General features: G+C 68.4%; 26 protein-coding genes. All 26 read right to left on the reverse strand.

Annotated features, from left to right (window positions below; genetic code table 11):
- Positions 1 to 41: 41 nt before the first annotated feature.
- Positions 42 to 947 (reverse strand): carboxylating nicotinate-nucleotide diphosphorylase, encoded by a 906-nt coding sequence (gene nadC, locus MSB02_RS04260; RefSeq protein ID WP_267193960.1) that lies wholly within the window; start codon positions 945 to 947, stop codon positions 42 to 44.
- Positions 944 to 2,602 carry an L-aspartate oxidase gene (gene nadB / locus MSB02_RS04265; RefSeq protein ID WP_267193961.1) on the reverse strand — a complete coding sequence of 553 codons (1,659 nt, stop codon included), beginning with the start codon at positions 2,600 to 2,602 and terminating at the stop codon, positions 944 to 946. The genes nadC and nadB overlap by 4 nt, the downstream gene beginning before the upstream one ends.
- Before the next feature lie 9 nt (positions 2,603 to 2,611).
- Positions 2,612 to 3,529, reverse strand: a complete 918-nt coding sequence (nadA, locus tag MSB02_RS04270) for a quinolinate synthase NadA (RefSeq protein ID WP_323748498.1) — start codon at positions 3,527 to 3,529, stop codon at positions 2,612 to 2,614.
- Positions 3,530 to 4,381, reverse strand: a complete 852-nt coding sequence (panC, locus tag MSB02_RS04275) for a pantoate--beta-alanine ligase (RefSeq protein ID WP_267193962.1) — start codon at positions 4,379 to 4,381, stop codon at positions 3,530 to 3,532.
- 1 nt (position 4,382) lies between these two features.
- Complete coding sequence (gene panB / locus MSB02_RS04280) at positions 4,383 to 5,267, reverse strand: 3-methyl-2-oxobutanoate hydroxymethyltransferase (RefSeq protein ID WP_267193963.1); 885 nt, start codon at positions 5,265 to 5,267, stop codon at positions 4,383 to 4,385.
- 93 nt (positions 5,268 to 5,360) lie between these two features.
- Positions 5,361 to 6,194, reverse strand: a complete 834-nt coding sequence (gene folK, locus MSB02_RS04285; RefSeq protein WP_267193964.1) for a 2-amino-4-hydroxy-6-hydroxymethyldihydropteridine diphosphokinase — start codon at positions 6,192 to 6,194, stop codon at positions 5,361 to 5,363.
- A complete protein-coding gene (gene folP / locus MSB02_RS04290) occupies positions 6,184 to 7,053 on the reverse strand; it encodes a dihydropteroate synthase (RefSeq protein ID WP_267193965.1) in 870 nt (289 codons plus the stop codon). The genes folK and folP overlap by 11 nt, the downstream gene beginning before the upstream one ends.
- Positions 7,054 to 7,057: 4 nt before the next feature.
- On the reverse strand, positions 7,058 to 7,624 hold the full coding sequence (gene folE / locus MSB02_RS04295; RefSeq protein ID WP_267193966.1) for a GTP cyclohydrolase I FolE: 567 nt from the start codon (positions 7,622 to 7,624) through the stop codon (positions 7,058 to 7,060).
- A gap of 111 nt (positions 7,625 to 7,735) precedes the next feature.
- Positions 7,736 to 8,653, reverse strand: coding sequence for a type II secretion system F family protein (locus MSB02_RS04300; protein ID WP_267193967.1), 918 nt, complete (start codon positions 8,651 to 8,653; stop codon positions 7,736 to 7,738).
- A gap of 1 nt (position 8,654) precedes the next feature.
- Complete coding sequence (locus tag MSB02_RS04305) at positions 8,655 to 10,556, reverse strand: type II secretion system F family protein (protein ID WP_267193968.1); 1,902 nt, start codon at positions 10,554 to 10,556, stop codon at positions 8,655 to 8,657.
- A gap of 2 nt (positions 10,557 to 10,558) precedes the next feature.
- A complete protein-coding gene (locus MSB02_RS04310; RefSeq protein WP_267193969.1) occupies positions 10,559 to 11,920 on the reverse strand; it encodes a CpaF family protein in 1,362 nt (453 codons plus the stop codon).
- Positions 11,910 to 13,064, reverse strand: a complete 1,155-nt coding sequence (locus tag MSB02_RS04315) for a P-loop NTPase (protein WP_267193970.1) — start codon at positions 13,062 to 13,064, stop codon at positions 11,910 to 11,912. The genes MSB02_RS04310 and MSB02_RS04315 overlap by 11 nt, the downstream gene beginning before the upstream one ends.
- Before the next feature lie 12 nt (positions 13,065 to 13,076).
- A complete protein-coding gene (cpaB, locus tag MSB02_RS04320) occupies positions 13,077 to 13,853 on the reverse strand; it encodes a Flp pilus assembly protein CpaB (RefSeq protein WP_267193971.1) in 777 nt (258 codons plus the stop codon).
- A gap of 30 nt (positions 13,854 to 13,883) precedes the next feature.
- Complete coding sequence (locus MSB02_RS04325; protein ID WP_267193972.1) at positions 13,884 to 15,461, reverse strand: pilus assembly protein TadG-related protein; 1,578 nt, start codon at positions 15,459 to 15,461, stop codon at positions 13,884 to 13,886.
- Between the two features lie 5 nt (positions 15,462 to 15,466).
- On the reverse strand, positions 15,467 to 15,850 hold the full coding sequence (locus MSB02_RS04330) for a TadE/TadG family type IV pilus assembly protein (protein WP_267193973.1): 384 nt from the start codon (positions 15,848 to 15,850) through the stop codon (positions 15,467 to 15,469).
- Positions 15,851 to 15,969: 119 nt separating this feature from the next.
- The gene (locus MSB02_RS04335) at positions 15,970 to 16,155 is read right to left on the reverse strand and encodes a Flp family type IVb pilin (RefSeq protein ID WP_267193974.1); all 186 of its coding nucleotides are present in this window, start codon (positions 16,153 to 16,155) and stop codon (positions 15,970 to 15,972) included.
- A 204-nt stretch (positions 16,156 to 16,359) separates the two neighbouring features.
- The gene (locus MSB02_RS04340) at positions 16,360 to 17,028 is read right to left on the reverse strand and encodes a response regulator (RefSeq protein ID WP_267193975.1); all 669 of its coding nucleotides are present in this window, start codon (positions 17,026 to 17,028) and stop codon (positions 16,360 to 16,362) included.
- Complete coding sequence (locus MSB02_RS04345; protein ID WP_267193976.1) at positions 17,028 to 18,230, reverse strand: GAF domain-containing sensor histidine kinase; 1,203 nt, start codon at positions 18,228 to 18,230, stop codon at positions 17,028 to 17,030. The genes MSB02_RS04340 and MSB02_RS04345 overlap by 1 nt, the downstream gene beginning before the upstream one ends.
- 75 nt (positions 18,231 to 18,305) lie before the next feature.
- Positions 18,306 to 19,214 (reverse strand): ATP-binding protein, encoded by a 909-nt coding sequence (locus tag MSB02_RS04350; protein ID WP_267193977.1) that lies wholly within the window; start codon positions 19,212 to 19,214, stop codon positions 18,306 to 18,308.
- Positions 19,214 to 20,128 carry an ATP-binding protein gene (locus MSB02_RS04355; RefSeq protein WP_267193978.1) on the reverse strand — a complete coding sequence of 305 codons (915 nt, stop codon included), beginning with the start codon at positions 20,126 to 20,128 and terminating at the stop codon, positions 19,214 to 19,216. The genes MSB02_RS04350 and MSB02_RS04355 overlap by 1 nt, the downstream gene beginning before the upstream one ends.
- A 1-nt stretch (position 20,129) precedes the next feature.
- Positions 20,130 to 20,513 (reverse strand): NifB/NifX family molybdenum-iron cluster-binding protein, encoded by a 384-nt coding sequence (locus MSB02_RS04360; protein ID WP_267193979.1) that lies wholly within the window; start codon positions 20,511 to 20,513, stop codon positions 20,130 to 20,132.
- A 25-nt stretch (positions 20,514 to 20,538) separates the two neighbouring features.
- Complete coding sequence (locus MSB02_RS04365; RefSeq protein ID WP_267193980.1) at positions 20,539 to 20,898, reverse strand: NifB/NifX family molybdenum-iron cluster-binding protein; 360 nt, start codon at positions 20,896 to 20,898, stop codon at positions 20,539 to 20,541.
- Positions 20,899 to 20,923: 25 nt separating this feature from the next.
- A complete protein-coding gene (locus MSB02_RS04370) occupies positions 20,924 to 21,241 on the reverse strand; it encodes a PadR family transcriptional regulator (protein ID WP_267193981.1) in 318 nt (105 codons plus the stop codon).
- 332 nt (positions 21,242 to 21,573) lie between these two features.
- Positions 21,574 to 23,583, reverse strand: a complete 2,010-nt coding sequence (gene ftsH / locus MSB02_RS04375) for an ATP-dependent zinc metalloprotease FtsH (protein ID WP_267193982.1) — start codon at positions 23,581 to 23,583, stop codon at positions 21,574 to 21,576.
- Between the two features lie 23 nt (positions 23,584 to 23,606).
- Positions 23,607 to 24,152 carry a hypoxanthine phosphoribosyltransferase gene (gene hpt, locus MSB02_RS04380; RefSeq protein ID WP_267194120.1) on the reverse strand — a complete coding sequence of 182 codons (546 nt, stop codon included), beginning with the start codon at positions 24,150 to 24,152 and terminating at the stop codon, positions 23,607 to 23,609.
- Between the two features lie 18 nt (positions 24,153 to 24,170).
- Complete coding sequence (gene tilS, locus MSB02_RS04385; RefSeq protein WP_267193983.1) at positions 24,171 to 25,592, reverse strand: tRNA lysidine(34) synthetase TilS; 1,422 nt, start codon at positions 25,590 to 25,592, stop codon at positions 24,171 to 24,173.
- Positions 25,593 to 25,673 lie beyond the last annotated feature (81 nt).

Raw genomic sequence — 25,673 nt, forward strand, 5'->3', positions numbered from 1 at the left:
ACGGGGCGGATCCCCGATGCGTGTGCAGAGCGTATCATCCCTCACTCCGCATCGAGACCGAAGTCGAGCGGACGCGCCATGGTGAGAGCGCTCGATGAGACGCGGTCCACCCCTGTGGCCGCGAGCGTCGAGAGCCGCTCGAATGTGATACGCCCCGACGCCTCGGTAAGGCAGTCCCGGTCCCCTGCGGCCTCACGGACCGCGGCCGCGGCACGGGTCAGCATCTCGTCGTCCATGTTGTCCAGCAACACGTAGTGGGCCCCCGACCGGGCCGCCCCCACGGCCTGCTCGACCGAGTCGGCCTCACACTCCACGAGGAGCTCCGGGTGCATCCGCCGCGCCGCCTCCACCGCTGCCGCGACGCTGCCCGCATGCGCGATGTGATTGTCCTTGATGAGCACCATGTCGTACAGGCCGGTCCGATGGTTCGCCGCACCGCCCACCCTCACCGCGTACTTGGAGAGCGCGCGCAGCCCGGGCATGGTCTTGCGCGTGTCGGTGACCACGAGGGACGGACCCGCTTCACGCTGCCACCGCCGCGCCTCGGTGGCGATACCCGAGAGGATCATCAGGATGTCGAGCGCCGTGCGTTCCCCGGCAAGCACCAGCCGCGCTGAGCCCGTGATCTCAAGGACCGCCTCACCGGGCACGACATCGGCCCCCTCGGCCACGAGCGGGAAGCACTCGGCGGGCGCCACATCCGCCGCCTGTGCGAGCACCGAGAAGACGCGTTCGACGAGGGGCAGTCCGCAGACCACGCCCGTCTCCCGGGCCACAACGCACCCAGAGAAAGTGACACCGGCGCCTACAGTCGAGGTGGTGGTGACATCCGCATCGAGCGGCGACCGTGCTCCACGCCGCCCCAGGAAGCGTTCGGGCTGCATCCCCAGGTCCTCCGCGAGCGCCATGGCGACCAGGGTGTCGCTGGGAGGGATCGGCGGGTTCATCGGACATCCTCGGCGTTGGGGATCGTCTCCGGGCCTTCCACCGGCTCCAGCCACGGCGCCTCGCCGCGCCGCCAGACCACATGGACCCTCCACGTGGCGTCATCACGGTCCGGATGGTCGGTGCGGAAGTGCGTCCCCCGGCTCTCCTCCCGCAACCGTGCCGCACCGGTCACCAGCGCGGCGTTCACGAGCAGGTTCCGCGTCTCGATGTCGTGGGGATGCTCTCCGCCGAGCAGGGCCGAGAGGTTCTCGAGTCCCTCAGCGGCCTTCGCGAGCCCTTCGGCGCTCCGCGTCACCGCCACGTGGTCGCTCATGAGCTGCTGCAGCGCGGGGCGCACGGCACGCGAGTCCGCTGAAGCGAGCGGCGCGCTCACCCTCGCGTAGATGCGTCCTGGTCGCTGTCTGACACGCTCCCCCTCGAGCACCCGGACGATGCGACGCGAGAACACCAGGCCCTCCAGGAGCGAGTTGCTCGCCAGCCGATTGGCGCCGTGCAGGCCCGACGCCGCGCACTCTCCCGCAGCGTAGAGCCCCGGCAGCGAACTGCGCCCGTCGATGTCGGTACGCACGCCGCCCACGAGGTAGTGAGCGGCCGGGGCGACCGGTATGAGGTCGCTCGACAGGTCGTACCCCGCTTCCCTGCAGCCTTCGGTGATCGTGGGGAACCGGCTTGCCAGGAACCCGGCGCCGAGGTGACGCGCATCGAGCCAGACGTTCGGGCGGCCGCAGCGGTGCATGACCTTCTCGATCTCACGGCTCACCACGTCGCGCGGCGCAAGCTCGGCCAGCGGATGGAGGTCGGGCATGAACCGTCTGAGCTCGCAGTCGAGCAGGTGTGCGCCCTCGCCGCGAAGCGCCTCGGTGATCAGGAACCGTACCGCCGCATCGCTGTCGAGCGCCGTGGGGTGGAACTGGATGAACTCCATGTCGGCGATCTCCGCGCCGGCCCGCCATGCCGCCGCCACGCCGTCCCCGGTGGCGACACCCGGGTTCGTCGTCACGCGGTAGGCCTGACCGGAACCGCCCGTGGCGAGGATGATGGCGTCGGCGATCAGCGCCATGGTGGCATGGCTGCCGCGATCCATCACCACGGCGCCCACGCACCGGTCTCCCTCCGTGAGCAGGTCCACCAGGAAGGCGTCTTCGACCAGCCGGATACCCTCGGTGCGCCTCACCACGGCGGAGAGCGTGTCCTGGACCTGAGCGCCCGTCGCATCCCCTGAATGCAGCACCCGCGGCAGACTATGACCGCCCTCACGCGCGAGTGCGACCTTGCCCGTGACGCCGCGGTCGAACCGGACACCGAGGTCCTGGAGCTCCGCTAGCGCCTCGGCGGCCTCTCCCACCACCGCGCGCACCACCTCGCTGTCACACAGCCCCTGCCCCACCACCAGGGTGTCGGCCAGGTGCAGGTCCACGGAGTCGGCCTCTCCCACCGCTCCGGCGATCCCGCCCTGCGCGTACCACGTGTTGGCGTCGGTGACCTCGGACTTCGTCACGAGCGTGACGCCGCCGAGCCGCGACGCGTGCAGGGCTGCTGTGAGCCCGGCGATCCCGGACCCGATGACGAGCACCCCCGTGCGTTCCACGGGCATGGCATCGGTATCGAAGGAGACGACGTAACGCGTATCCAGCACCGCGGGAACGGTGTCCATGACGCGCCCCTATCCGATCGACGTCATACGCTCCAGTGACGCACGGGCGGCATCGGCCACGTCGCGTGGCACCGTCACACGCCCCGTCATGCCCTCGAGGGCGTCGCGCACGTCCTCGAGCCGTGTCAGCTTCATGTCGGCACAGACCATCGGCGGCGTGAGGCCCACGAAGCGCTTCGCGGGCGCCACTTTGGCGAGACCGGTGAGCAGTCCCGCCTCGGTCACGACGATCACGGTATCCGCATCGCTCACCTCCACCCACCGCAGCATCTGGCTCGTGGAGAGCACGGCGTCAGCCTCGGCGCTGACCTCAGGCCTGCACTCGGGATGAGCGATGACCGGTGCACCGGGATGCTCCTCCCGCGCCCTGAGGACGGTCTCCAGCGAGACCGTGTCGTGGACCGGACAGCAGCCGTCCCACACGCTCACCTCGACCTCGGACACCTGTCCCGCGACCCAGCGCCCCAGATTCCTGTCGGGGCCGAAGAGCACGCGCGACACGCCAAGCGAGCGCACCACCTCGACCGCGTTGGCCGACGTGCAGCACACGTCGGTGAGCGCTTTCACCTCGGCCGAGGAGTTCACGTACATCACCACGGGCACGCCGGGGTTCCCGGCCTTCCACGCCGCAAGCTGCTCCGCGGTGATCATGTCGGCCATCGGGCAGCCCGCCTCCGGCACCGGCAGGAGCACCGTCTTGTCCGGAGCCAGGATGGCCGCCGTCTCGGCCATGAACCGCACGCCCGCGAGCACGATCACCTCGGCGTCCGAGGCCGCCGCGAGCCGGGCGAGCTCGAGCGAGTCGCCCACCACGTCGGCGACCGCCTGCACCTCCGCGGCCTGATAGTTGTGCGCGAGGATCGTGGCGCGACGCTCGCGCACCAATGCCCGGACCTCCGTCATGAGCGCTTCAGCCGAGCCGGACACCTAGCCCACCTCCAGTGCGATGTTGTCGATGAGACGCGTCCCGCCCACCCGCGCAGCCACCAACGCGCGAGCCGGGCGGTCGCTCAAAGCCGTGATCGGCTCCAGCGTGACGGCGTCGACCACTGCCGCGTACTCGATCTCGGCCAGCTCTTCCGAGGCGACCGTGTCACGCATCGCGCCCGCCACCACCGCCGCGTCGCGCTCGCCGTCGAGCACGAGCGTCTCGGCCGTACGGAGCGAGCGGTAGAGCACGGTCGCCGCATGCCGTTCCTCAGAGGAAAGGTAGACGTTGCGGCTGGAGAGCGCGAGTCCGTCGCACTCGCGAACGGTGGGACAGCCGATCACCTTCACCGGCAGGTCGAGGTCGCGAGCCATCGCGCGGACGATCGTGAGCTGCTGGTAGTCCTTCTCGCCGAAGAACGCCAGATCGGGGAGCGCGATCGAGAACAGCTTGGTCACCACGGTGCACATGCCGGAGAAGTGTCCGGGCCTGACCGCTCCTTCGAGCACTCCGCCGAGCGGCCCGGGGTCGACCGTGACCGCTGCGTCGGAGGCGTACATGATCTCGGGGGTGGGGGCGAACACGAGGTCCACGCCTTCCGCGCCGAGCAGGTCCATGTCGCGCTCGATGTCGCGCGGGTACGCCTCGAAGTCCTCCTCGGGACCGAACTGCGTGGGGTTGACGAACACCGAGACGACCACGTAGTCGGCACGGTCCCTGGCGGCGCTCACGAGCGACAGATGCCCCTCGTGCAGCGCACCCATCGTGGGAACGAGCGCCACGCGCTTTCCCTCGCGGCGCGCCTCGGCCACCGCCTGCCGGACCTCCTGCTTCGACGCCAGGCGCTCCACGTCACTCCCCCTCGCCGGTGAACGGCACCATGCGGTCGAGCTCGGCGGCCACTTCGGCGTCCAGGTGCGTCGACTGCTCCTCGGCCGGGAACGCACCCGAGCGCACGTCGGAGGAGTACTCCGCAAGTGCTGCTGTGATCGCCTCGCCGATCTCCGCATACCGCCGTGCATGACGTGGCGTGAAATCGCCGATGCCGAGGAGGTCATGGAAGACCTGCACCTGACCGTCGCACGCGGCGCCGGCGCCGATGCCGATCGTGGGGATGGTGAGCTCCTCGGAGATGAGACGCGCAAGCTCGACAGGCACCAGCTCCAGCACCACGGCGAACGCGCCCGCGGCCTCGAGCGTCAGGCAGTCCTCCACGAGATCCACCGCGCTCTCGGTGTCCTTGCCCTGCGTCTTATAGCCGCCGAAGACGTTGACCGACTGCGGCGTTAGGCCCACGTGACCCATCACGGGGATGCCCGTGTCCACCAGGACGTTCACGAGGTCGGCGACCTCCACGCCGCCTTCGAGCTTCACGGCCTGCGCGCTGCCCTCCACCAGCAGCCGCCCGGCGTTGCGCACGGCCTCGTCGATGCTCACCTGGTAGCTGAGGAACGGCAGGTCCGCCACCACGAGCGCGCGCGATGCGCCCCGCGAGACCGCCGCCGTTGCGCGCACCATGTCGCTCATGGTCACCGGCAGGGTCGAGTCGTATCCGAGCACGGTCATGCCGAGCGAGTCGCCCACGAGGATCGCGTCGACGCCGGCGGCGTCCGCCGCACGGGCGCCGGGCGCGTCGTACGCGGTGACCATGACGATGCGCTCACCCGCGGCCTTCATCTCGGCAAGCCGTGTCGTCGTGACGCGCGCAGCGCGCTTGTTCGACGGTGTCGTGCTCATAGCGCTCCTTCCCTGCGGTACCGGCCCTCCCGGGTCCGGGCCGCCTTCTGAGATGGAGCACGAGTATACACCGCACCGTATGCGGGGCCGGTCTCAGTCGCCGTCGGGCCCGCCTCGCACATCGTCCTCGTCGATGACGACGGGCGCCGAGCGGACCTCGTCGAGCAGCGTCCGCGCCCGGTCGGCATAGCGTGACGGCACGAGCAGCTTGTACGTGCGCGGCATGAGGTAGAGGTTGTACTCCTCGGCAGGTGGCAGCGGGTCCCACGCGATGGGGATCCCCTCCTGCTCGAGTACCGACGCTTCGAAGCGGAGCTGTGTGGCGTAGGTGAGACCGCCCGCCACGTTGAACTGCGAGGACGCCACCTGCTCCCAGGAGTCCTCGCCGCCGCCATCGGCGGCATGCACGCGTGCGGGCAGCGGCGTACGGTCCTCGTAGCCCGGCACCGGGCCGAGCACGCGGGACACACGGCCCTCCGTCGCCCCCTCGCGTGCGATCGCCGAGCCGTCGGGCCACCGTACGTCGGGCGCTATCTCCAGCAGCGGCGTCACCGCGAAGTCGCGCTCCGCGAGCCGCGGATGCGGGATCTCGAGGGCGGGCGTCTCCCACTCCTCGTCGCCGTAGAGCAGGATGTCGATGTCGATCACACGCGGACCGTAGCGCACGCCCGCTGTACGGCCGAGTCCCGCCTCCAGCTCCTTGAGCGCCACGAGCAGGCGATCGGCGGGGATCGCCGTGTCGACGCGCGCCACCGTGTTGGCGAACGCGGGCTGATCGGTCACACCCCACGGCTCCGACTCCACCACGTTGGCCACTGCGAGCACGTACGTGGCGTCCAGCGCAGCGATCCCATCGAGCGCGCGCCCGAGCGTGGCCATGCGATCGCCCAGGTTGCAGCCCAGTCCGAGGAAGACGTCAGCGCTCATCGCCGACCCCCTCTACGCCCGTGATCGCTCCGAGCATCGCAAGCGACTCGGCGGTGGCGGAGACGTCGTGCACGCGCACCACGTCGGCGCCATGGCTGGCCGACCACAGCGCCACGGCCGTGCTCCCGTGCACCCGCTCGGACGGCGTCGCCACCCCGGTGACCTCACCGATGAACCGCTTGCGCGACGCCCCGACGAGCACCGGATAGCCGAGTGAGGCGATCTCGTCCAGCCGCCGCAGCAGCTCAAGGTTGTGCGCTGTGGTCTTTCCGAACCCCAGACCGGGGTCCACCGCGATGCGCCCGGGCGCCACGCCGGCCTCCTCGAGCATCCGCGCCTGGACGCCCAGGTACTCACGCACCTCGGCCACCACGTCGTCGTAGCGGGGCTCGGCCTGCATCGTCTTAGGCTCGCCGAGCATATGCATCACCACGAGTCCCGCATCGCATGCGGCGGCCACCGCCACCATGGCGGGGTCGCGAAAACCGGAGACGTCGTTCACGATGCTCGCCCCCGCGGCAACGCACGCCTCGGCCACCTCGGCCCGGCGGGTGTCCACCGAGAGCGGGACGTCGAGGCCGTGCGCAAGCGCCTCCACCACCGGCACCGTACGCGCCAGCTCGTCGACCACGCTCACCGGGTCGGAACCCGGACGCGTCGACTCGCCGCCCACGTCCACTATGTCGGCGCCCTCAAGCGCCAGCCCTTTGCCGTGCCGGAGCGCCGCGACCGCGTCGGCGTGCTCACCGCCATCGGAGAAGGAGTCGGGAGTGACGTTGAGGATGCCCATCACCAGGCAGCGGTCGAGGACGAGCGAGAAGCGCCCACACCGCCAGACGCGCGCGCCGGGGACGCTCATCGGCCTACCTCGCGCCCTTGATGAGGCTCATCGCCTCGGCCCTCGTTGCGGCGTTCCGCTCGAAGATGCCGCGCACCGCCGAGGTGGTGGTCACCGTGCCCGGCTTGCGCACGCCCCGCATCGACATGCACAGGTGCTCGGCCTCGATCACCACGAGCACGCCGGTAGGGTCGAGCTGATCGAGGAGCGTGTCCGCGATCTGGGAGGTGAGCCGCTCCTGCACCTGCGGGCGCTTGGCGAAGACGTCCACCACGCGCGCGATCTTGGAGAGCCCGCAGATGCGTCCGTGCTTGCCCGGGATGTACGCCACATGCGCCTTGCCGAGGAACGGCACCAGGTGATGCTCGCACACCGAGTACAGCGGGATGTCCCTGATGAGCACCATCTCCTGATGGCCCTCGTTGAACGTCACCGTGAAGTGCTCCGCCGGATCCTGCTCGAGCCCTGAGAAGATCTCCTCGTACATGTTCGCCACGCGGCGCGGGGTGTCGAGAAGCCCTTCACGCGCCGTGTCCTCGCCGATGCCTTCGAGGATGAGTCGGACGCCTTGCTCGATACGGATGCGGTCCATCGGGGCTCCAGAGTGGTCGGGGGTGTCGGAACCACCAGTATCCACCATCTGACAAGCGCGGCGAAAGGCTGCCTGTCGCACCCGCTGTCGCGCGCCCGGGTGTGCGCCGATCTAGAAGAGCGCCTTCGCGATGGAGACCACGGCCGGGCCGAGGATCACGATGAGCGTGGCGGGGAGGATGCACAGCACCAGCGGGAACACGATCTTCACCGGCGTCTTCTGCGCCTGCTCCTCGGCCCTCTGGCGGCGTGTCAGGCGCATCTCCTTCGACTGCACGCGCAAGACGTTGGCGATCGGTATGCCGAGCTGCTCGGCCTGCACCACCGCGGTGGCGAAGGTGTTGAGCTCGGACACGTCGGTGCGCGCCGTCAGACGCTTCAGCGCGTCTCCACGCGAAGAACCGGCCTGGATCTCCTGGAGCATACGCGCGAACTCGTGCGCCAGCGGCCCGTGCGACATCCGCACTATCTTGGCGATCGCCTGATCGAACCCGAGCCCGGCCTCCACGCTGATCGTCAGCATGTCGAGCATGTCGGGCAGCTCGATCCTGATCTGCCGCTGTCGCCGTGACACCGCGGCAGAGAGCCACGCATCCGGAAGCCAGTACGACGCCACGCATACGACGATGCCCACGAGCCACGCGAATGCCGAGGCGCGTGAGAGCACCGCCAGCGCCAGCACGAGTCCGGTCACGAAGATAGCGGAGAGGGCCTTGAGACCGAGGAACCGGCCGACGTCTATGCCGCCGGGGTTACCCGCGAGCGTCAACTGGGTGCGGATGCGGTCGCTCACACCCTTTGGCGCCGCCGCCGCGACACCGTCTCGCACACGTGACCATCCGGGCGACAGCACGCGGTCGGCGAACGGTCGCAACTGCGGGTGAGCCACACCGGCCTCGACCGTCTCGTAGGCGGTGAGTCCGGCCAATCGCTTGCTGACCGACCGCTCCTCGGAGAAGAACGTGGACAGCACGACCCAGACGATCAGGCCGATCGAGAGGAACAACAGCAGCGCGACCGCGTACTCCATATCACACCTCGATCGTCACGATGTTGCGAAGCCACACGGCCCCGACGACGAGCAACGTGGACCCGATCGCGATCATGACCAGGCCGGGCACGGTGGTGAAAAGCCCGAGCATGTACGCGGGATTCAACACGGAGAGCGTGAACACAAGCACGAACGGCAGCACGAGCAGGATCCAGGCCGAGAGCCGCCCCTCGGCCGTGAGGCCCGAGATCTGCCGCTTCAGCGCACCGCGGTCGCGGATCGTGGCGGCTACCACGTCGAGGACCTCGGCGAGATTGCCGCCCACGTCGCGCTGTATGCCGATGGCGGTGACGGCCCATGAGAAGTCCTCGCTCTGCGTGCGCCGCGCCACTGTCTCCAGCGCCTCTTCCACCGACCTGCCGAGGCGTACCTCGGTCTGCGCGCGGGCGAACTCGGAGGAGACGGGAGGGCTCATCTGCTCGACCACGAGATCGATGGACTGCTGAAGACCCCATCCTGCCCGGAGCGCACCTGCGATGAGGTTCAGCACGTCGGGCAACTGCGCCTCGAACGCGGCGTGGCGACTCCTGATGCGCGCATCCACCACGATCAGCGGCACGATCACGGCTGCCACCACCACGAGGATGCCGACGAGCACGCTGCCGCTCACCCACATCGCCAACACGCCGGCGACGATCACGATGGCCAGGTGCATCACGATGTACTCGGTAGGCCGCAGCGGCCAGCCCGCCCGGTCGAGCTGCTCGTACACGAACGTGTTGATGCCGCGTTTGCCGGCAACGTAGTCCACCGCTCCCATGACCGAGGACGTCACACGGCTCGAGTACTGCTCGGCCACGTCACCGCCCTCGGCGCCCTCCTGCATCTGGTCGTAGTATCTGATACGGTCGAGCGCGCTCTTGGGACGCACGAGCACGAGCGCCACCCCCGCTACGAGCGCGAACACCGACACGAACACGAGGGCTCCCGCCCCCGCCAACGTGACGATGCTCGCCGGCGGCACCGGATCGAGCGTTCGAACCTCCCGCTCGGAGGACGCGTCGAACAGCGGGTTGGGCACGAGCGTGGAGCCGGTACGGGCGCTATCGCCCTCACCGAAGGTGATCTGCACGTCGATATCCTTGGTGGACGGCCTGCGGCTCACGAACGTGACGTCCCACGTGGTCTGCAGCCCGCGCGCCAGGTCCTGGTACACCTCCGTGAGCGCGTCGGCTTCCGCAACCCCCACGAAGCGCCCACCGGTCTGCGCCGCGATCGTCTCGAGCACCCCGGCGTCGGCCTCGGCAGAGGGGAGCGCCACCACCAGCACGGGTACGCCCGCCGATCGGAGCGCTTTGACCGCGTCGTCCAGCGTGGTCCTGCTCACGGTGTCACCGCCGTCGGACAGCACCACCGCGATGGGCCGCTCCACGCCGGCAAGCGCGGCTTCGTCGGCCGTGAGGCGCAGCGCGTCGTAGAGGGCGGTCTCACCGCGCGCTTCGAGCGCGTCCACACCCGTGCCCACCGCTGCGGCGTCCACGCCTCCGATCGGCGCCACCACCCGCGCCGTCTCGGAGAAGGCCAGCACCGCCACGCGGGAACCGTTCTGCAGCTCCTCCACGAAAGCGAGCGCGGCCGACTTGGCCGCGTCGAGCGAGGCGCCGCGCATCGAGCCGCTCGTGTCGACCACCAGGAAGACGTCCATCGGGTCAGCCTCGACCGCCTCGGCCGAGAGGATCTCGGCTTCATGCCCGTTCTCGAGGATGCGGAAGTCGCCGGCGTCGGCGCCGTCGCCCGCTGGCACGTCCACCTGCATCCACACGCGGGGGAACTCCGCCACGCTCACGTGGCGCACCACGAGGCTGTCACCCTGCGCGAACGCGACACCCGCGCTGCACACCAGAGCCGCCACGAGCGCGATGGATGCGATCCGCCGACGCACCGCTATCGCCTCGCCGGCGCCTGGTACTCGAAGAGGTTCGCGGGGAGCGCGATACCCATGTCTTCGAGCCTGCGGGTGAACTTGGGCCGTAGGCCCGTGGACTTCAGGTGGCCGAGATGCTTGCCCGCTTCATCAACCCCCATCGAGTAGTCGAAGTAGAAGATGTCCTGCAGCACGATCGTGTCGCCTTCCATGCCCTCCACCTCGGCGACCTTGACCACGCGGCGACTGCCGTCGCGGAGTCGCGCGAGGTGCACGAGGAGGTCGAACGCAGAGGCCGCCTGCTCGCGGATGGCACGTACGGGCAGGTCGTAGCCCGCCATGAGCACCATCGTCTCGATGCGTGAGAGCGCGTCGCGCGGGGAGTTGGCGTGGACCGTGGAGAGCGACCCGTCGTGGCCCGTGTTCATCGCCTGCAGCATGTCGAGCGCTTCCCCGCCGCGCACCTCGCCCACGATGATGCGGTCGGGACGCATACGCAGGGTGTTGCGCACGAGATCGCGTATCGTGACCTGCCCGGTCCCTTCGATGTTGGGCGGACGCGACTCCAGCCGGAGCACATGCTCCTGGTGCAACTGAAGCTCGGCGGCGTCCTCCACCGTGATGATCCGCTCGTCCCCTGGCACGTACTGCGAGACCACATTGAGCAGCGTCGTCTTGCCAGTGCCGGTGCCGCCGCTTATGAGCACGTTCAGACGGCCGCGCACGCACGCCTCGAGGAACTCGGCCAGGCTCTCGCTCATCGTCCCGAACCCGATGAGATCCTCGATGGTGAACGGCTCCCGTGAGAACTTGCGGATCGTGAGCATCGGTCCGTTCACCGCGAGCGGCGCGATGATCGCGTTCACGCGCGAGCCGTCGGGCAGCCGCGCGTCCACCATCGGGGACGCCTCATCGATGCGTCTGCCCACCTGGCTCACGATCTTGTCGATGATGCGCAACAGGTGTCGCTCGTCGAGGAACCGGCGCTGCGTCTCGTGGATACGCCCCCCGCGCTCGATGTAGATGCTGTCGGGGTTGTTCACCATCACCTCGGTGATGGTGGGGTCGTCGATCAGCGACTGGATCGGACCGTAGCCGAGTATGTTGTCGAGCACGTTCCCGGCGATCTCTCGACGGTCTGCGGCCGACAGCGGCGCCGTCTCCTTGGCCAGGAGCTCGTTCAGCTTCCGCTCGATCTGCTGCCGAAGTCCCACGTCGGATTCCGTGGTGGCCTCGAGACGCGGACCGAGTTCCTCCACGAGCAGGTAATGGATGTTGCGCTCGATCTCGTCGCGCACCGAAGCGCTCATGTCGGTCGACTCGGGACTCCCGTTCTCTATCTGCTCGATCCCGCTTGCCGTGAGCCGCGATCTAAGCGACATCGCCCTGCGCCCCCTCCCGCTCCGCCACGATCGCTTTCGCGGTCTCCTGCAGCACACGCGCCGGCTGGCTGCGCGGCGCGTCCAGCACCACCGGCACGCCCTTGTTCACCGAACGCGGCACCTGCAGGTCGGATGGCAGCCGGTACTTGATCGGCATGCCGATGGCGTGCTCGACCTCCTCGACCTTGAGGAACACCTTGCTGTCGGCCCTGTTGAGCATGATGTCCACGAGCGTGCCGTTGTATCCGAGCTGCCGTAGCTTCTGGAGCGACACCCGGCTGTTCTTCACCGAGGCCACGTCCATCATCGTCACAACCACCACGCGGTCGCTACGGTCGAGCGCGGTCAGCACCGCCTCGTCCAGCGAGGGCGGGGTATCGATGATCACGTAGTCGAACATGGTCACCAGCAGCCCGATGATCCGGTCTATCCTGCTGGCGGTCACGATCTCGGCGTCTTCAGGAAGCGTCGGCGCCAGGAGCGCGTGCACGCCCGACGAGTGCTCCACCATGAAGCCGCGGAGCATCTCGGCATCGAGGCGGTCACCGCTCTGCACGGCGCCCACGATCGTCTGTACCGGCTCGAGGCCGAGCATGATACCCACATCGCCGAACTGGAGGTCGAGATCGACCAGCGCGACCGACTTGTCGAGGCCGGCGAGCGCCACCGCCACGTTCGACGCCACCACGGTCTTCCCCACGCCGCCTTTCATGCTGAGCACCGTGACGACGTGGCCTTTCTGCGGCGTCGCCCCGGGCTCATCGCTCGCGCCCAGCCGCCGACGCGCTCTGCGGAGCGCCTCTTCGAGCACCGACGTGGTCTCGACCGAAGGCGCACCGGACGGCACGACGTCGTCCACCCCGGCGCGGAGCGCGGCGTGAAGCAGCTCCCGTGTGACTTCCGAGGGCGCGAGCACCACGCCGATCCGGCTTCCCTCGTCCCTGATCTCGCGCACCGAGACGAGTGCGTCGTCGAGGTCGACGCCCGGGCCCACCACGAGCAGGTGGACGCCGCCCGCGCGCACCTGCTTGCATGCCTCGGTCAGTCCCGACGCTCTCGTCACCTGGGTGTCCGGAACCTGCACGAGAGCCTTGGAGACCGTCTGCGCGTAGGCGGACTGCGTGTCGCATACGAGGATCGACATCATCGCAGCCCCCTACTCGAACAGCGTCGTGAGCGACCTGCCGGGCGCCTCGGGGGGCGTTTCGGCGGTGGCCGGCAGGAGCGTAATCCAGACGCTCCCGACCTCCTCACCGAAGATGAGCTTCTCCGCATCGGCCGGAGAGACGGCGAGCGTCATGACCGAGGGGACTTCGTTCGGCGTGTTCGACGAGACCAGCGCGCCTCCTCCGTCCCCTTCCGCGTCCTGTGTGGCGGTCTCCGCCGTGAGAGCAGCGCCCATCGCAACGACTCTCGCCTCGGGGAGCAGCAACCTGGTGACCTTGCCGCCTTCGCTCTCTTCGTCGTCTTCATCCGCGTTCTCGATGGTCACGAACACCGCGACACGGTCGCCGGGACGCACCATGCCCGAGATGCCGCGGACCTCGTCGACCGGTATCGCGATCGCGACCTGATCACCCGGGACCGAATACGCAAGACCGGCTGCACTCGGCAGGGAGAAGCGAGCCGTGGTCACCTGCTCGCCCTTCGAGAGCGGGGTGTTGAGCACCTGCCCCTCGATCGCTCGTGCGCTCGAGATGGCATCAGCCGCCACGTAGCGTTGGGGCACCTCCTCGAGGAGGATCATCTCTCCCGCCACGAGCTCCTCGGCGGAGAGGCCGCGCGGGATGTCCTCCTGCGCTACCAGCACTTCCACCGGCTCGCTCGATGCGGCCACCTCGCTCCGGGCGCTGTTGATGTAGTCCACCGCGAGCACCGTTGCCACACCCGCCAGGACCAGGGCTATCACGATCACGATCGCTTTGGCCCGCATTGTGCCTCCCCCCGTCATCCGTGTGCCCGCTTAGAACTCCAGATGCTCGCTGGTGAGATGGACCGCCTCGATCACGAGCCCGCCAGCGGGCGGGTCGTCGGTGACGAGCCACCCCGGCGCCGTCCACTCCACGAACCTGCCCACTACCGGATCTTTGTGGCCGGGCAAGGGCTCCTCGATCAGGAAGGTCGCGAAACCCACGATGCGCACCGGCTTGCGGCCCAGCACGTCCTGCATCCGCTCCACGACAGGGACGATCATCACCTGTTTCGTGTTCGGCCGATCCGCCGCCTCCCACTCCGCGAGGGTGAGCATGTCCACCCCGGCGAGCCGGTCCGCGATACCCTTGCTCGTCTTCTGAGCCATGTCACCGGGCTCGACGTCGACCATGTCGTTGATGTGCACCGCGAACTCGATGTCCCCGACGATGCAGTCGCCGTAGGCATCGGCGCCAGGCCCGAACGGTGGAAGCGGCGTGTCCGGATACCCGCAATCCGAGTGATCCAGCGTGCCGAACGCAAGGGCCCCGAAGCTGCCCGGCGTGATCGACTCACCGCCCTCGACCTTGAGCTCGTACTGCACGTTGTACTCGAAATCGAGCGTCTTCACGCTTACGGCCACGCTCTCACCCGGGCGGACCGCAGCGGGATGCGCCTGGACGTCTTCAAAGATGTAGCTCGACGGCCGCAGCAGCAGCGTGCATGCTGCGGTCTCACCCTTCTTGCCACCGAGCTGGACCGTGAGATCCTGGTGCTCGGCGGGGTGGAGCTTGGCCGGATAGGCCACGGGCACGTTGGCTTCATACGCACCCGAGAGCTGCAAGACCAACTGCACGGAAGCCGCGCCCGCCTGCGCCGTGAGGGTCTCCCCGGGCTCGAGCGGCTCGCTGAGACGAACAGTCACACGCACCGACGGATCACCCTCGGTGAGCGTGGTGCTGTCCACATCCATCGCGATGATCCGGCCCGCCGGGTCGAGGGCGCCGACGGTCACGATCGCCGGGAACTCCTCGGTGAAGCCCTGGGCGTTGGTCGCGCGCAGGTCGAGCGGGCCGGGGCTGACCGATGAGAAGGTCCTGGTCCAGTAGCCGTCAGCACCCTCTGAGAACTCCAACCACGGACCACCGCCGATGCTCCCGGTGAGCTCGCCGATCCGGAGGATGGTGAGCCCGAACGGCACCGGCGACTTGGCGCCTGCCAGGAATCCCACCTTGGCGACCGACTGCGCCCGAATGAGCGTCGTCCCCCGGTTGAGGATGAAGTGGGACAGGAACACGGGTGCGTCAGTCTCACACGTCACTTTCACGTAGTCGGCGCCGATCTCGGTCTCGGCGACTCGTGAGACCGGCGACGCATCGAGCGGGGTGGTGAAGTTGCCGTCAGCGAACGAGCTCACCGCCTGCTCGATCGCGACCGTTCCCGCCGCCTCCGAAAGCTCCCGGCATCCGGCGAGCGCCGCCGCGTCGGCCGCCGACTGCAGCTGGCGCTTGGCCGTGTACCAGAACCCAACGTCCACAGCGAGAGCCGCGAACGCCACGATGACGAGGAGCACGATGGCGAAGGTCACCGCCACAGCGCCCGAATCGTCTGAGAACCACCGCCTGGACATCGTTCTCACTCCAGTCTCTGAACGGCTGCGCTGCTGATCGAAGCAGGCAGCACCACGTCCGGGATAGGCACGAGCTGGGTCCGGACGTACGTGATACGAACGCGAACGGAATCGCTCGCGGGATTGTCGATGGCAAGAGTGACGCGTGCGGGATCCAGGCCGGGGGCCGCGCCGATCGCGTGCGCCTCCACCGTTTCCGCTGTGGCGCCGAGCGCCGCCCACCGCACGCCCTCGCGGGCGGCATGGGCGACTGAGACGTATTCGAAGAACGTGTAGCCGAACTGGATCACCGCGAAGATCAGCGTGAAGAGGAGCAGCGCGACGAGCGCGAACTCGACGGCGGCTGCACCGTCGTCATGGTGACGCGTACGTCCTTCTGCGCTGCCCATGGTCCCCCCAAGGACCTCGTCGGCCTCATGACCGGGGCCCAGTCGTAGCCGGATGCACCGATAGCGACGACTGGGCCCCACTCAACACGCGCCAGCGCCCGAAGGCGCAGGCACTGTCATCAGGTGCTGATCGCGAGCTCCTCTGCAATGAAGTCGAAGATCGCGTCCAGGTTCGTCCCTACGAGCGCTACCGCAGCAATAATCACCACGGCGATCAGCGCGACCATCAGGCCGTACTCGACTGCCGTCGCGCCCTCGTCGCGCTCAAAGAAGTTCCGCGTCCGGACATACAGCTTGGTCAACATGCGAAACACCTCCCCCCGCTCCCGCGAGTCTGTCAGACACCTCCGACGGCTCCGATCGGGAGCCGGCGGAGCGCCGCGCTTCCCAGAAGACCGTCCATCTACTAGAGAGTGTCCCCCGTCACAGAGTGCTGACTAGCCGCTTATGGTATGAGCAAAGGATGAGATCGGCTCATACCGATGGGGGATGCCGAGGCTGCGAACGGCCTACCCGGCGTCACCGTCCGGTGACGCGACCAGCCCTGCCCGCACCGCGACGAGCGCCGCCTGGGTGCGATCGGGGGTCCCCATCTTGCGGAGGATGTGGCTCACGTGCGTCTTGACCGTGGCCTCGCTGATCCACAGGGCATGCGCGATCTGCTTGTTGCCCATCCCCTCGGCCATGAGTTGCAGCACCTCGAGCTCGCGGTCCGAGAAGCGCGACCGCAACTCCTCGTCAGGGTCGGGACCCCGATCGGGCTGCCCCGCGATCACCCGGGCGGCGATCTTGGAATCGAACACGGCCTGTCCCTCGGCCATAGCACGCACCGCCTGGACCACCAGCTCCGGGCGTGTGTCCTTGAGGATGTAACCCCCGGCGCCCGCAGCGAGCACCCCGAAGACCTCGTCGTCGTCACCGAAGCTGGTGAGCACCAGCACCGACACGTCCGGCTCGCGCTCCTTGATGAGTCTGCACGCTTCGATCCCGCCGATGCCCGGCATCCTGAGATCGAGCAACACCAGGTCCACCTGCTCGGACCCCACGGCGGCCACAGCGCCCTCACCGTCCGGCGACTCCCCCACGACCTCGATGTCCGACTCGTCCTCAAGCAGCATGCGCAGCGCATACCGCACCAGTTCGTGATCATCGGCGATGAAGACACGGATCGGATCCATCACTCCTCCTTCAGAGGAAGCACCGCACGGACCACCGTGCCCGTACCGGGCTCGCTCGAGACCTCCAGCCACCCGCCTTCGGCGGCCATCCGCTCCCGCATGTTGCGCAGCCCTGTGCCGGTCCCCTCGAGCCGGGGCTCCGTCCCCCCGTGCACGATCCCGTTGCCGTCGTCGCTGACAGTGAGCGCCACCACGCCCGGCGCGTAGACGATCCGCACCGCGATCCGTCCGCCACCCGAATGCCGCACCGCGTTGCTCACGGCCTCCTTGCCCACCCGGTACAGACACGCCTCGTGCGACGGCCTCAGACCGCATGCCTGCCCCTCCACCTCCACGACTCCCCGCACGCCGCTCCCGCGGGTGGCTTCGCTGACCCAGTTGCGCACCGAGTCCACCAATCCCATCTCCTGGAGCTTCACGGGCCGGAGATCGTAGATGAGGCGACGCAGGTCGCTCGCGCTCGCGCTGAGCTGCCCCTCCAGGTCCTCCAGGGTCTGTCTGGCCTGCGCGGGATCCTTCATCACCTGCTTCTTGGCGAGTTCGAGTCCGAGCGAGACCGAGAACAGCGACTGGGAGATGCCGTCGTGCATCTCGCGTGCGATGCGTTCACGCTCGCCGGCCAGCATCGCGTAGCGTCCCTCCTCCGCCAGACGCGCGTTCGCTATGGATACGGCAGCGAACGCGCCGAGGATGGAGAGGAACGCCGAGTGCTCGGGCAGCAGCGAGTGGTCGAGAGCGTTGATCGCGATGAGGATGCCGAGGGGCTCGCTGTGCACGCGCACGGGTACGGCGAGCAGCCACGCCCCCCGCTCACGGTCCACCTCGAACGTCGGGTGGCCCTCGCTGAAGACCTCCTCGGCGATCTCCGTGAGATGCTGCCCCCACCACGCCTGGACGTGCGTGTCGCGAGCGCCACGGACCACCAGCGTGGCCTCGTCCATCACCGGGCCGTCGGCGTACTCGTCCACGAGGCAGATGGCCACCTTCTCGGTGCTCGTGAAGGACTTGGCCGCATCCACGATCACCGTCATCACGTCACGGACGGTACGCGCCGAGGAGATGGATTCAGACGTCGAGGTCAGCGCATCGACCAACGCCTGCTGCGCTACGGGGGTCCTGGGCAGCAGGTCACGCTCCCGCGCCCGGATGCGGTTCGGCCAGATCCTGTGGATGGTCCCGCGCAGATGCCCCTGCTCCGCCACGCTTTCACGGCCCCTCTCCGCGCCGTCTGTATGTTGGTACCCAAACGCGCGGAAGGGCTTCGTGATGGCGGTGGCCTAGCTGCCGACGCCCATCCTCTCCGCCAGCCATGCGGCCGTCGCTCGGACACCGTCCATACCCGGCGTGTCCGGGAAGGCGAACTCCTCACCGCGAGCGAGCCGCTCGGGCAACGCCGCCAACTCGGCATCGAACGGGACCTCGGCCACGAGGTCGAGTCCCTCGGCGGCCATCCGCTCACGTATCCGGCGAGCGCCTGAAGCCGAGAGATCCGCCTTGTTGAGCACGACGGCCACGGGCAGATCGAACCGCCGAGCAAGCGTCACGAGCCTCATGAGGTCGTGTTCCCCGGAGAGGGTCGGCTCTGTGACGGCTACCACCAGGTCCGTGCCGGTGAGCGCGGCGATAGCAGGACACCCCACGCCGGGAGGGCCGTCGATCCACATCCGGTCGATACCGTGCTCCACGCCGATCGCGTCGGCGCGTGTGCGCACCTCGGTGACCAGCTTGCCCGAGAGATCCTCGCCCGCAACGAGCTGGCCGAACGCCATCGGGCCGATGACCGTCTCGGCCGTGTGGACCTCACCCGCACGCGACTGCTCCATCGTGATGGCGTCGTGCGGGCACGCCGGCACGCACGCCCCGCATCCCTCACAGGCCCACGGGTCGATCACAAACGCGCGCGTGCGCCAGAAGTCTTCATCAGCAGCGATCGCCTCGAACCGGCAGACCGGCTGGCAGGCGCCGCATCCCCGGCAGGCATCCGCATCGATCACGGCCTTCGAGCCGCCTGCGAACGGCTCGCTGCCGGTCACGGTGGCCCGGAGCGCGATCGGCAGGTTGGCCGCCTCCACGTCGCAGTCGGCCAGCACCAGCGGCCCGTCTTCCGCGGCAAGACGGGCGGTGATCGCCGTGAACGTGGTCTTGCCGGTGCCTCCCTTGCCCGACGCGAACACCACTCGCCGCATCACGCCTCCTCCTCCGCGAGCTCGCGAACGGCGCTCAGCAGCCCGCCGAACCAGGCGGCTCCGTCCGGATGCTCGTCGATCACCAATCCACCGTCCGCGTACACCTCGGCGACACGCCGGTCGAACGGTATCCGCGCAAGGATGGGGATGCTCTCTCCGGCGCAGTAGGCCGCCACGTCGGCCGAGCCGGCCCCGTCCCGGTTGATCACAACGCCGAGCGGGATACCCATGTCCCGGCCGAGGGCGACCGCGAGCTCAAGGTCATGCATGCCGAACGGCGTGGGCTCGGTCACCAGCACCAGCACGTCGGCATCGCGCACACCGGCCACGGCCGAACACGCCACCCCCGGCGACGCGTCGAGTATGGTGACCGCCCGGTTGAAGACCGCGGCCCGCTTCCGTGCGGCCCTGATGACCGTGGGCGCCTTCACCTCACCGATGTCCAGCCTGGCGGTCACCACGTCCACGCCTGTCGGCGCCGTCAGCGCACCGCCCACGGACCCCCACTCCACCTCGCCCACCCTGGCGGGCCGTTCGCTCAGAGCACCAGGACGGCACACGCGAACGCACGCGCCGCAGTTGTGGCACAACTCGGGGAAGACGATGACCTTGCTGCCGAGAATGCGTATGGCGCCGTACGCGCATGTGCGACGACACGCGCCGCAGAGCGTGCACGCGCTCTCGTCCACCACCGGGAGCGGCACTTCCACGGGACTCGCCTGTGGCGCGTCAGGCGCCAGGAACAGCGCGTCGTTGGGTGCGTCCGCATCGCAGTCAACGAGCGCCACAGGCGAGCCCGATCGGGCCGCGGCTACCGCGAGGTTGGTGGCCACGAGCGTCTTGCCCGTGCCCCCCTTGCCCGACGCGATCGCTACGGTGATCCGCCCCACATGCGGTGCCGAGTGTGCGGTCATGCTAGTGCCCGCCGCACACGAACGAAGGGTCGATCACGTCCACCTCGCCGGTGGCGACCTTCTCCGCAACGGCCCCGACCTGCGGGATGGTGGTGTCGAAGTACACGGTGATGCCCACGTCGTTGAAGCCCGCGAGCGGCCTGCCGCCGATACCGCCCACCACGAGCGCGTTCACACCCTCGCCCTTGAGCAGGTTCACCGGGCGGAGACAGCCGCCCTCCATGTGCGGCGGGTTGTCCACCACCCTCGTGGCCACGATCGAGCCGCCCTCGATCTCCACGATCGTGAAGCAGTCGCAGCGGCCGAAATGGCCCGACCGCTCACCCTCGAGACCGCCCGCGCCGTTGGTGGGCACCGCCAGTACGATCCGTCCGTTGTCGCTCACGTGTGTGTCCCTTCGTCGGCCGGCGTCAGCCGGCGTGCGCTTCCCCTGCCTCGGTCAACTCCCGCAGCTCTCCTGCTTCCAGCGCCGTGAGAGCGTCCTTGACGGTCTTGCCGCTACCCTCGTAGCCCGGGATGCCCGCCGCCTTGAGGGCGTTGAACGCGTTCGGGCCGAGGTGACCGGTCACGACCGCCTCGACCTGATGATCAGACATCAACTCGGCCGCACCGATGCCCGCACCGCCCGTGGCGCCCTTGTTCACCGCGTTGTCCACCACCTCGATGCCGTCGCTGCCGGTGTCGGCGATGATGAAGTACTGTGCGCGCCCGAAACGCTGGTCCACCATGGCGTCGAGAGTGGATCCGAGAGCCGAGACCGCTACCTTCATGACAACCTCCCTGTCCGTGACCCGGCTACGCCGGGGATGAAGCGGAGCGAGCGACATCGATCAGCACGTCGAGTGCGTGCCGCCGCTCCTCCAGATGACCGATCCAATGCTCGAGCAGCAGGCGCCCGTCTTCCGTGATGCTGTACGAGCGGCGCTGGGGGCCCGAGTCGCCCTCTTCCCATCGCGACACCACGAACCCGTCACTCTCCAGACGGCGAAGGATGCGGTAGAGGCCGCCGATATCGGGCACGACCTCGCCGTCCGTCATCTCCTCGACCGCGTGCGCGAGATCGTAGCCGTGTCCCTCCGATCGCACTAGGGCTGCGAGCAGCGCGGGTTCCACGAAGGCGCCCCGCCCGCCGGCCGCGCCGCGACGTGTGCCATCAACCGACTCGCAACACCTGCGGCGCCTGCAGCCGTCGTCCGTGGCCGCCGCGTCTCCAGGCGCTTGCGTCGCGGGTGCGTCTTGCTGTCGTCCGGTCAGATCGCCGGGGCACATGATCGTCCTTCCGTGGACTCGAACTGCTATATGTATAAGACATATATCTGACGGGGTCAATCGAATCGCTGTGCACCGTCGGGTGAAGTGCCCGGAGCAACGAGCGAGGCGCCGCCCATCGGACGACGCCTCGTCTGATCACATCCTGTGGCGCCCGTCACGCACGCCAGCGCGCGTCACGCTCCGCCGGGGTCGCCGAGCGGCGGCGGCACATCGACGATGGGCCGGTCGTCGGAGGGCGCCTCGGCCTCAGGTTCCTGCTCCTCGACCTGCTCCTCGACCTGCTTCTTGGCGCCACGCTTAGGCTTCTGTTCCTTCGGCCGCTCAGCGGCCTTCGCTTTCTCCTGCTCCAGGAACGCGGCCCACGTGCCCTCCAGCAGCGCCTCGAGCTCGTCCTTGTCCACGGTCTCGCGCTCAACGAGCACGTCGGCCATGAGGTCGAGTTGCTCACGCCGCTCGGTGAGGATGCGGTACGCGGTCTCGTACGCCTCATCGATCAGACGACGCACCTCTTTGTCGATCTCGAACGCGATCTCCTGCGAGTAGTTCGGCGTCGCCGAGAAGTCCCTGCCGAGGAAGACCTCGTGCTGACCCTCCCCGAGGGTCATCGGCCCGAGCTTCTCGGACATGCCGTACTGGGTGACCATCTGGCGCGCGAGCTTCGTGGCCCGCTCGATGTCGTTGCTGGCGCCCGTGGTGATATCGCCGATGGCGATCGCCTCGGCGACCCGACCGCCCAGCATCATCGCGATCTCGTCGAGCATCTCGCCCCTGGCGGAGAGGAACTTGTCCTCCACCGGGAGCGCGAGGGTGTAGCCGAGCGCCCGTCCGCGGCTGATGATGCTGATCTTGTGGATCGGATCGGTGTTGGGCAGCACGTGCCCCACGAGCGCGTGACCAGACTCGTGGTAGGCGATGACCCGCTTCTCCTTGTCGGAGATGATGCGGCTCTTGCGCTCCGGGCCGGCGATGACCCGCTCGATCGCGTCCTCGAGCTCCACCATGTCGATGGCCTTCTTGCCGTGACGCGCGGCCAGCAGCGCCGCCTCGTTCACCAGGTTGGCCAGGTCGGCGCCGGTGAATCCGGGCGTGCGTCGGGCCAGGACCTCGAGGTCGATGTCGTCACCGAGCGGCTTGCCCCGGGAGTGGATCTTGAGGATCTCGTGCCGGCCCTTGAGGTCGGGACGGTCGACCATGATCTGCCGGTCGAAACGACCGGGGCGCAGCAGCGCCGCATCAAGCACGTCCGGGCGGTTGGTGGCCGCCATGATGATGACGTTGTCCTTGATGTCGAAACCGTCCATCTCCACGAGCAGCTGGTTCAGCGTCTGCTCGCGCTCGTCGTGACCACCGCCGAGTCCGGCGCCGCGCATGCGGCCCACGGCATCGAGCTCGTCGATGAAGACGATGCAGGGGCTCGCGGCCTTGGCCTGCTCGAACAGGTCGCGCACGCGGCTCGCGCCCACGCCCACGAACATCTCCACGAAGTCCGAGCCGGAGATCGTGAAGAACGGCACGCCGGCCTCGCCGGCCACGGCGCGCGCCAGGAGCGTCTTACCGGTACCCGGAGGGCCTACGAGCAGCACGCCCTTGGGGATCTTGGCGCCGAGGGCCTGGAACTTGCCGGGGTTGGCGAGGAACTCCTTGATCTCCTCGAGCTCCTCCACCGCCTCGTCCACGCCCGCAACGTCCTTGAACGTGATGCGCGGCTGGTCACGCGTGATGCGCTTCGCCCGGCTCTTCCCGAACGACATCACCTTGGAATTGCCGCCCTGCATCTGGTTGATGAGCCAGAACATCACGATCACGATGATCACGATCGGAACGAACGAGGTGAGCAGGCTCAACCAGATCTGGTTGTCCTGCATGTTGACCGTGTAGCCCTCGTTCGGCTCGTAGCGCTTGAGATCCTCCGTGAGCGCGGCGCCGTCCAGGTAGTTCGTGACGAACACCTTGTGCTCGCCCTGTGCCAACGCGTCGTCGTCGGGATAGTACTCCCCTTCGATCTCCTGGCTGCGCGCGAAGACCTCGGCGCTCACCACACGCCCAGCCTTCAGCGCGGTGGTGAACTCCGAGTAGCTCAACTCGTCGGTCACACCCGCGGGCTGCAGCGTGTTCGCGAGGAACAGCAGGCCGAGCACGATGAAGAACAGATAGAGCAGGGCCGTCCTGAGATTACGGTTCACGCGTAACGACTCCTTGTCCGCCGTCAGTCGGCGTAGATCTCATGTTTCAGTACCCCGATATACGGAAGGTTCCTATACCGCTCGGCATAATCCAGACCGTACCCCACCACGAACTCGTCGGGCACGGTGAATCCAACGTACGCGCACTCGATAGGCACCTGCTGCTTGTCTTCCTTCTCGAGCAGCGTGACCACCTCTAGGCTCTTGGGCTTGCGGGACGCGAGGTTGCGCAAGAGATACTTGAGCGTAAGGCCGGTGTCGAGGATGTCCTCGACCACGAGCACGTCGCGTCCCTCGATGTCCTCGTCGAGGTCTTTCAGGATCCGCACCACGCCCGACGACTTGGTCGTGGATCCGTAACTGGAGACGGCCATGAAGTCCAGCTCCACCGGGCCTTCGATCGCGCGGGCCAGGTCGGCCACGAACAGCGACGCGCCGCGGAGCACGGCCACGAGCAACAGCGGACGGTCACTCCCGGCATACCGCTCCGAGATCTCCTGCCCGAGCTCGGCCACCCGCCGCGTGATCTCCTCTTCGGCGATGATCACGCGATCGATGTCGTCGTGGATGCTCATGCTCACTCCCCGTCACGCTGTCGGACCGTCACTACCCGAAGATGGCCGCCGCCACACGATATCGGCCACGCGGCGCGTCTCCGGCGTCACCCGGCACTGGTCGGCCGGCCGCACGCCCGCCAACCACACGATCTCTCCTGCGCTTCTCACCACCGGCGTCGCCTGCCGCAGGCGCCTCGGCACCTTGGCATCCACCAGGATGTCCGAGACCTTCTTCGTACCCCACATGCCGAGCGGACGCATGCGATCACCTTCAAGCGGCACGTCGACCACAAGCGGCCAGACGACCGCATCGGCGTCGATGGACACCTGGTCGGGCCCGGTGACGTGCGCACCCGCCTCACCTTGTGTGCATTCCAGCGTGCCCGCCGGGCCCAGATCGAGCCTGTCCGGACAGTGGAGCAAGCCCGGTACCAGAACGGGGACATCGGAGTCCTTGCGAGAAATTCTAAGTGTATCGTACTCGACCTCCGCCCGCAGACCGAACGGCAGATCGCGGGCGAAGCCCGGATCGCCGATTCCGTCCACCAGGGCCTCTGAGTGCTCGAACTCCAGACGTGATGCTTCCGGGAAGGCCGCGAGCACCGCCGCCCGCACGGTGCGTCGCGCCATCGGCCGCGAGAGCGTCTGCACGGGCGCGCGGTCGATCACCAGCACGCCATGTTCGACCCGGGTGAAGTCACGGGCGAACGCGTCGGCCATCTCGGCCAGGAGCGCATCCTCATCGGCAAGCACGGTCATCGTCCGCAGGGCCGAGCGGGCGAACCCCGGATCGCGCTCTTCGATCACCGGAAGCAGCTCGTGCCGGACCCACGAACGCTCACGGCTCGTATCGGCGTTCGTGGCGTCCTCGCGCCACTCCTGGCCGAGCGATGCGAGGTATCCGGTCACGTCGGTCCGGCGTGCATCGATGAGCGGACGAACCACGCGCCCGCGAACCGGGGCGATAGAGCTCAGGCCGCCCTTCCCCGCCCCCGACACGAGGCGGGCGAGGAAGGTCTCGATCCGGTCGTCCGCGGTGTGCGCCACCGCGATCCGTCCGGCCGTGCGCGGCGCGCCGAAGGCGTCGCAACGCGCGTCGAGCTCGCTCTCTGCGAACCGGTAGCGGATGCGCCGCCCGGCGTCCTCGAGATTGAGCCCCTCGGCGTCGGCGTATCCACTAACATCGTGGCGCACCACCGTGCACTCCACGCCCAGCCGCGCGCACAGCTCGCGCACCCAGGCCTCATCGGCGTCGGACTCCGATCCACGGAGGCCGTGGTTCACGTGCAGCACCGACAACGCCGCGACCTGCCGGAGCTCGCCTGCGGCGAGGAGCCGTAGCAGCGCGACCGAGTCGGCTCCCCCGCTCACCATGGCCAGCACGACGCAGCCGTCGTCGAACATCTCGTGACGGTCGACGCTGGCGCGGGCGATATCGGTGATCGTCGTCATAGGACCAGGGTAGAGTGCCAGGACGATAAGCGCCACAGTCGCGCGGGACGCGCCGCACGATGACCAGTCACCGGGCAGGAT

The organism is Anaerosoma tenue (genome assembly GCF_023161965.1).
GTDB classification, from domain to species: domain Bacteria; phylum Actinomycetota; class Coriobacteriia; order Anaerosomatales; family Anaerosomataceae; genus Anaerosoma; species Anaerosoma tenue.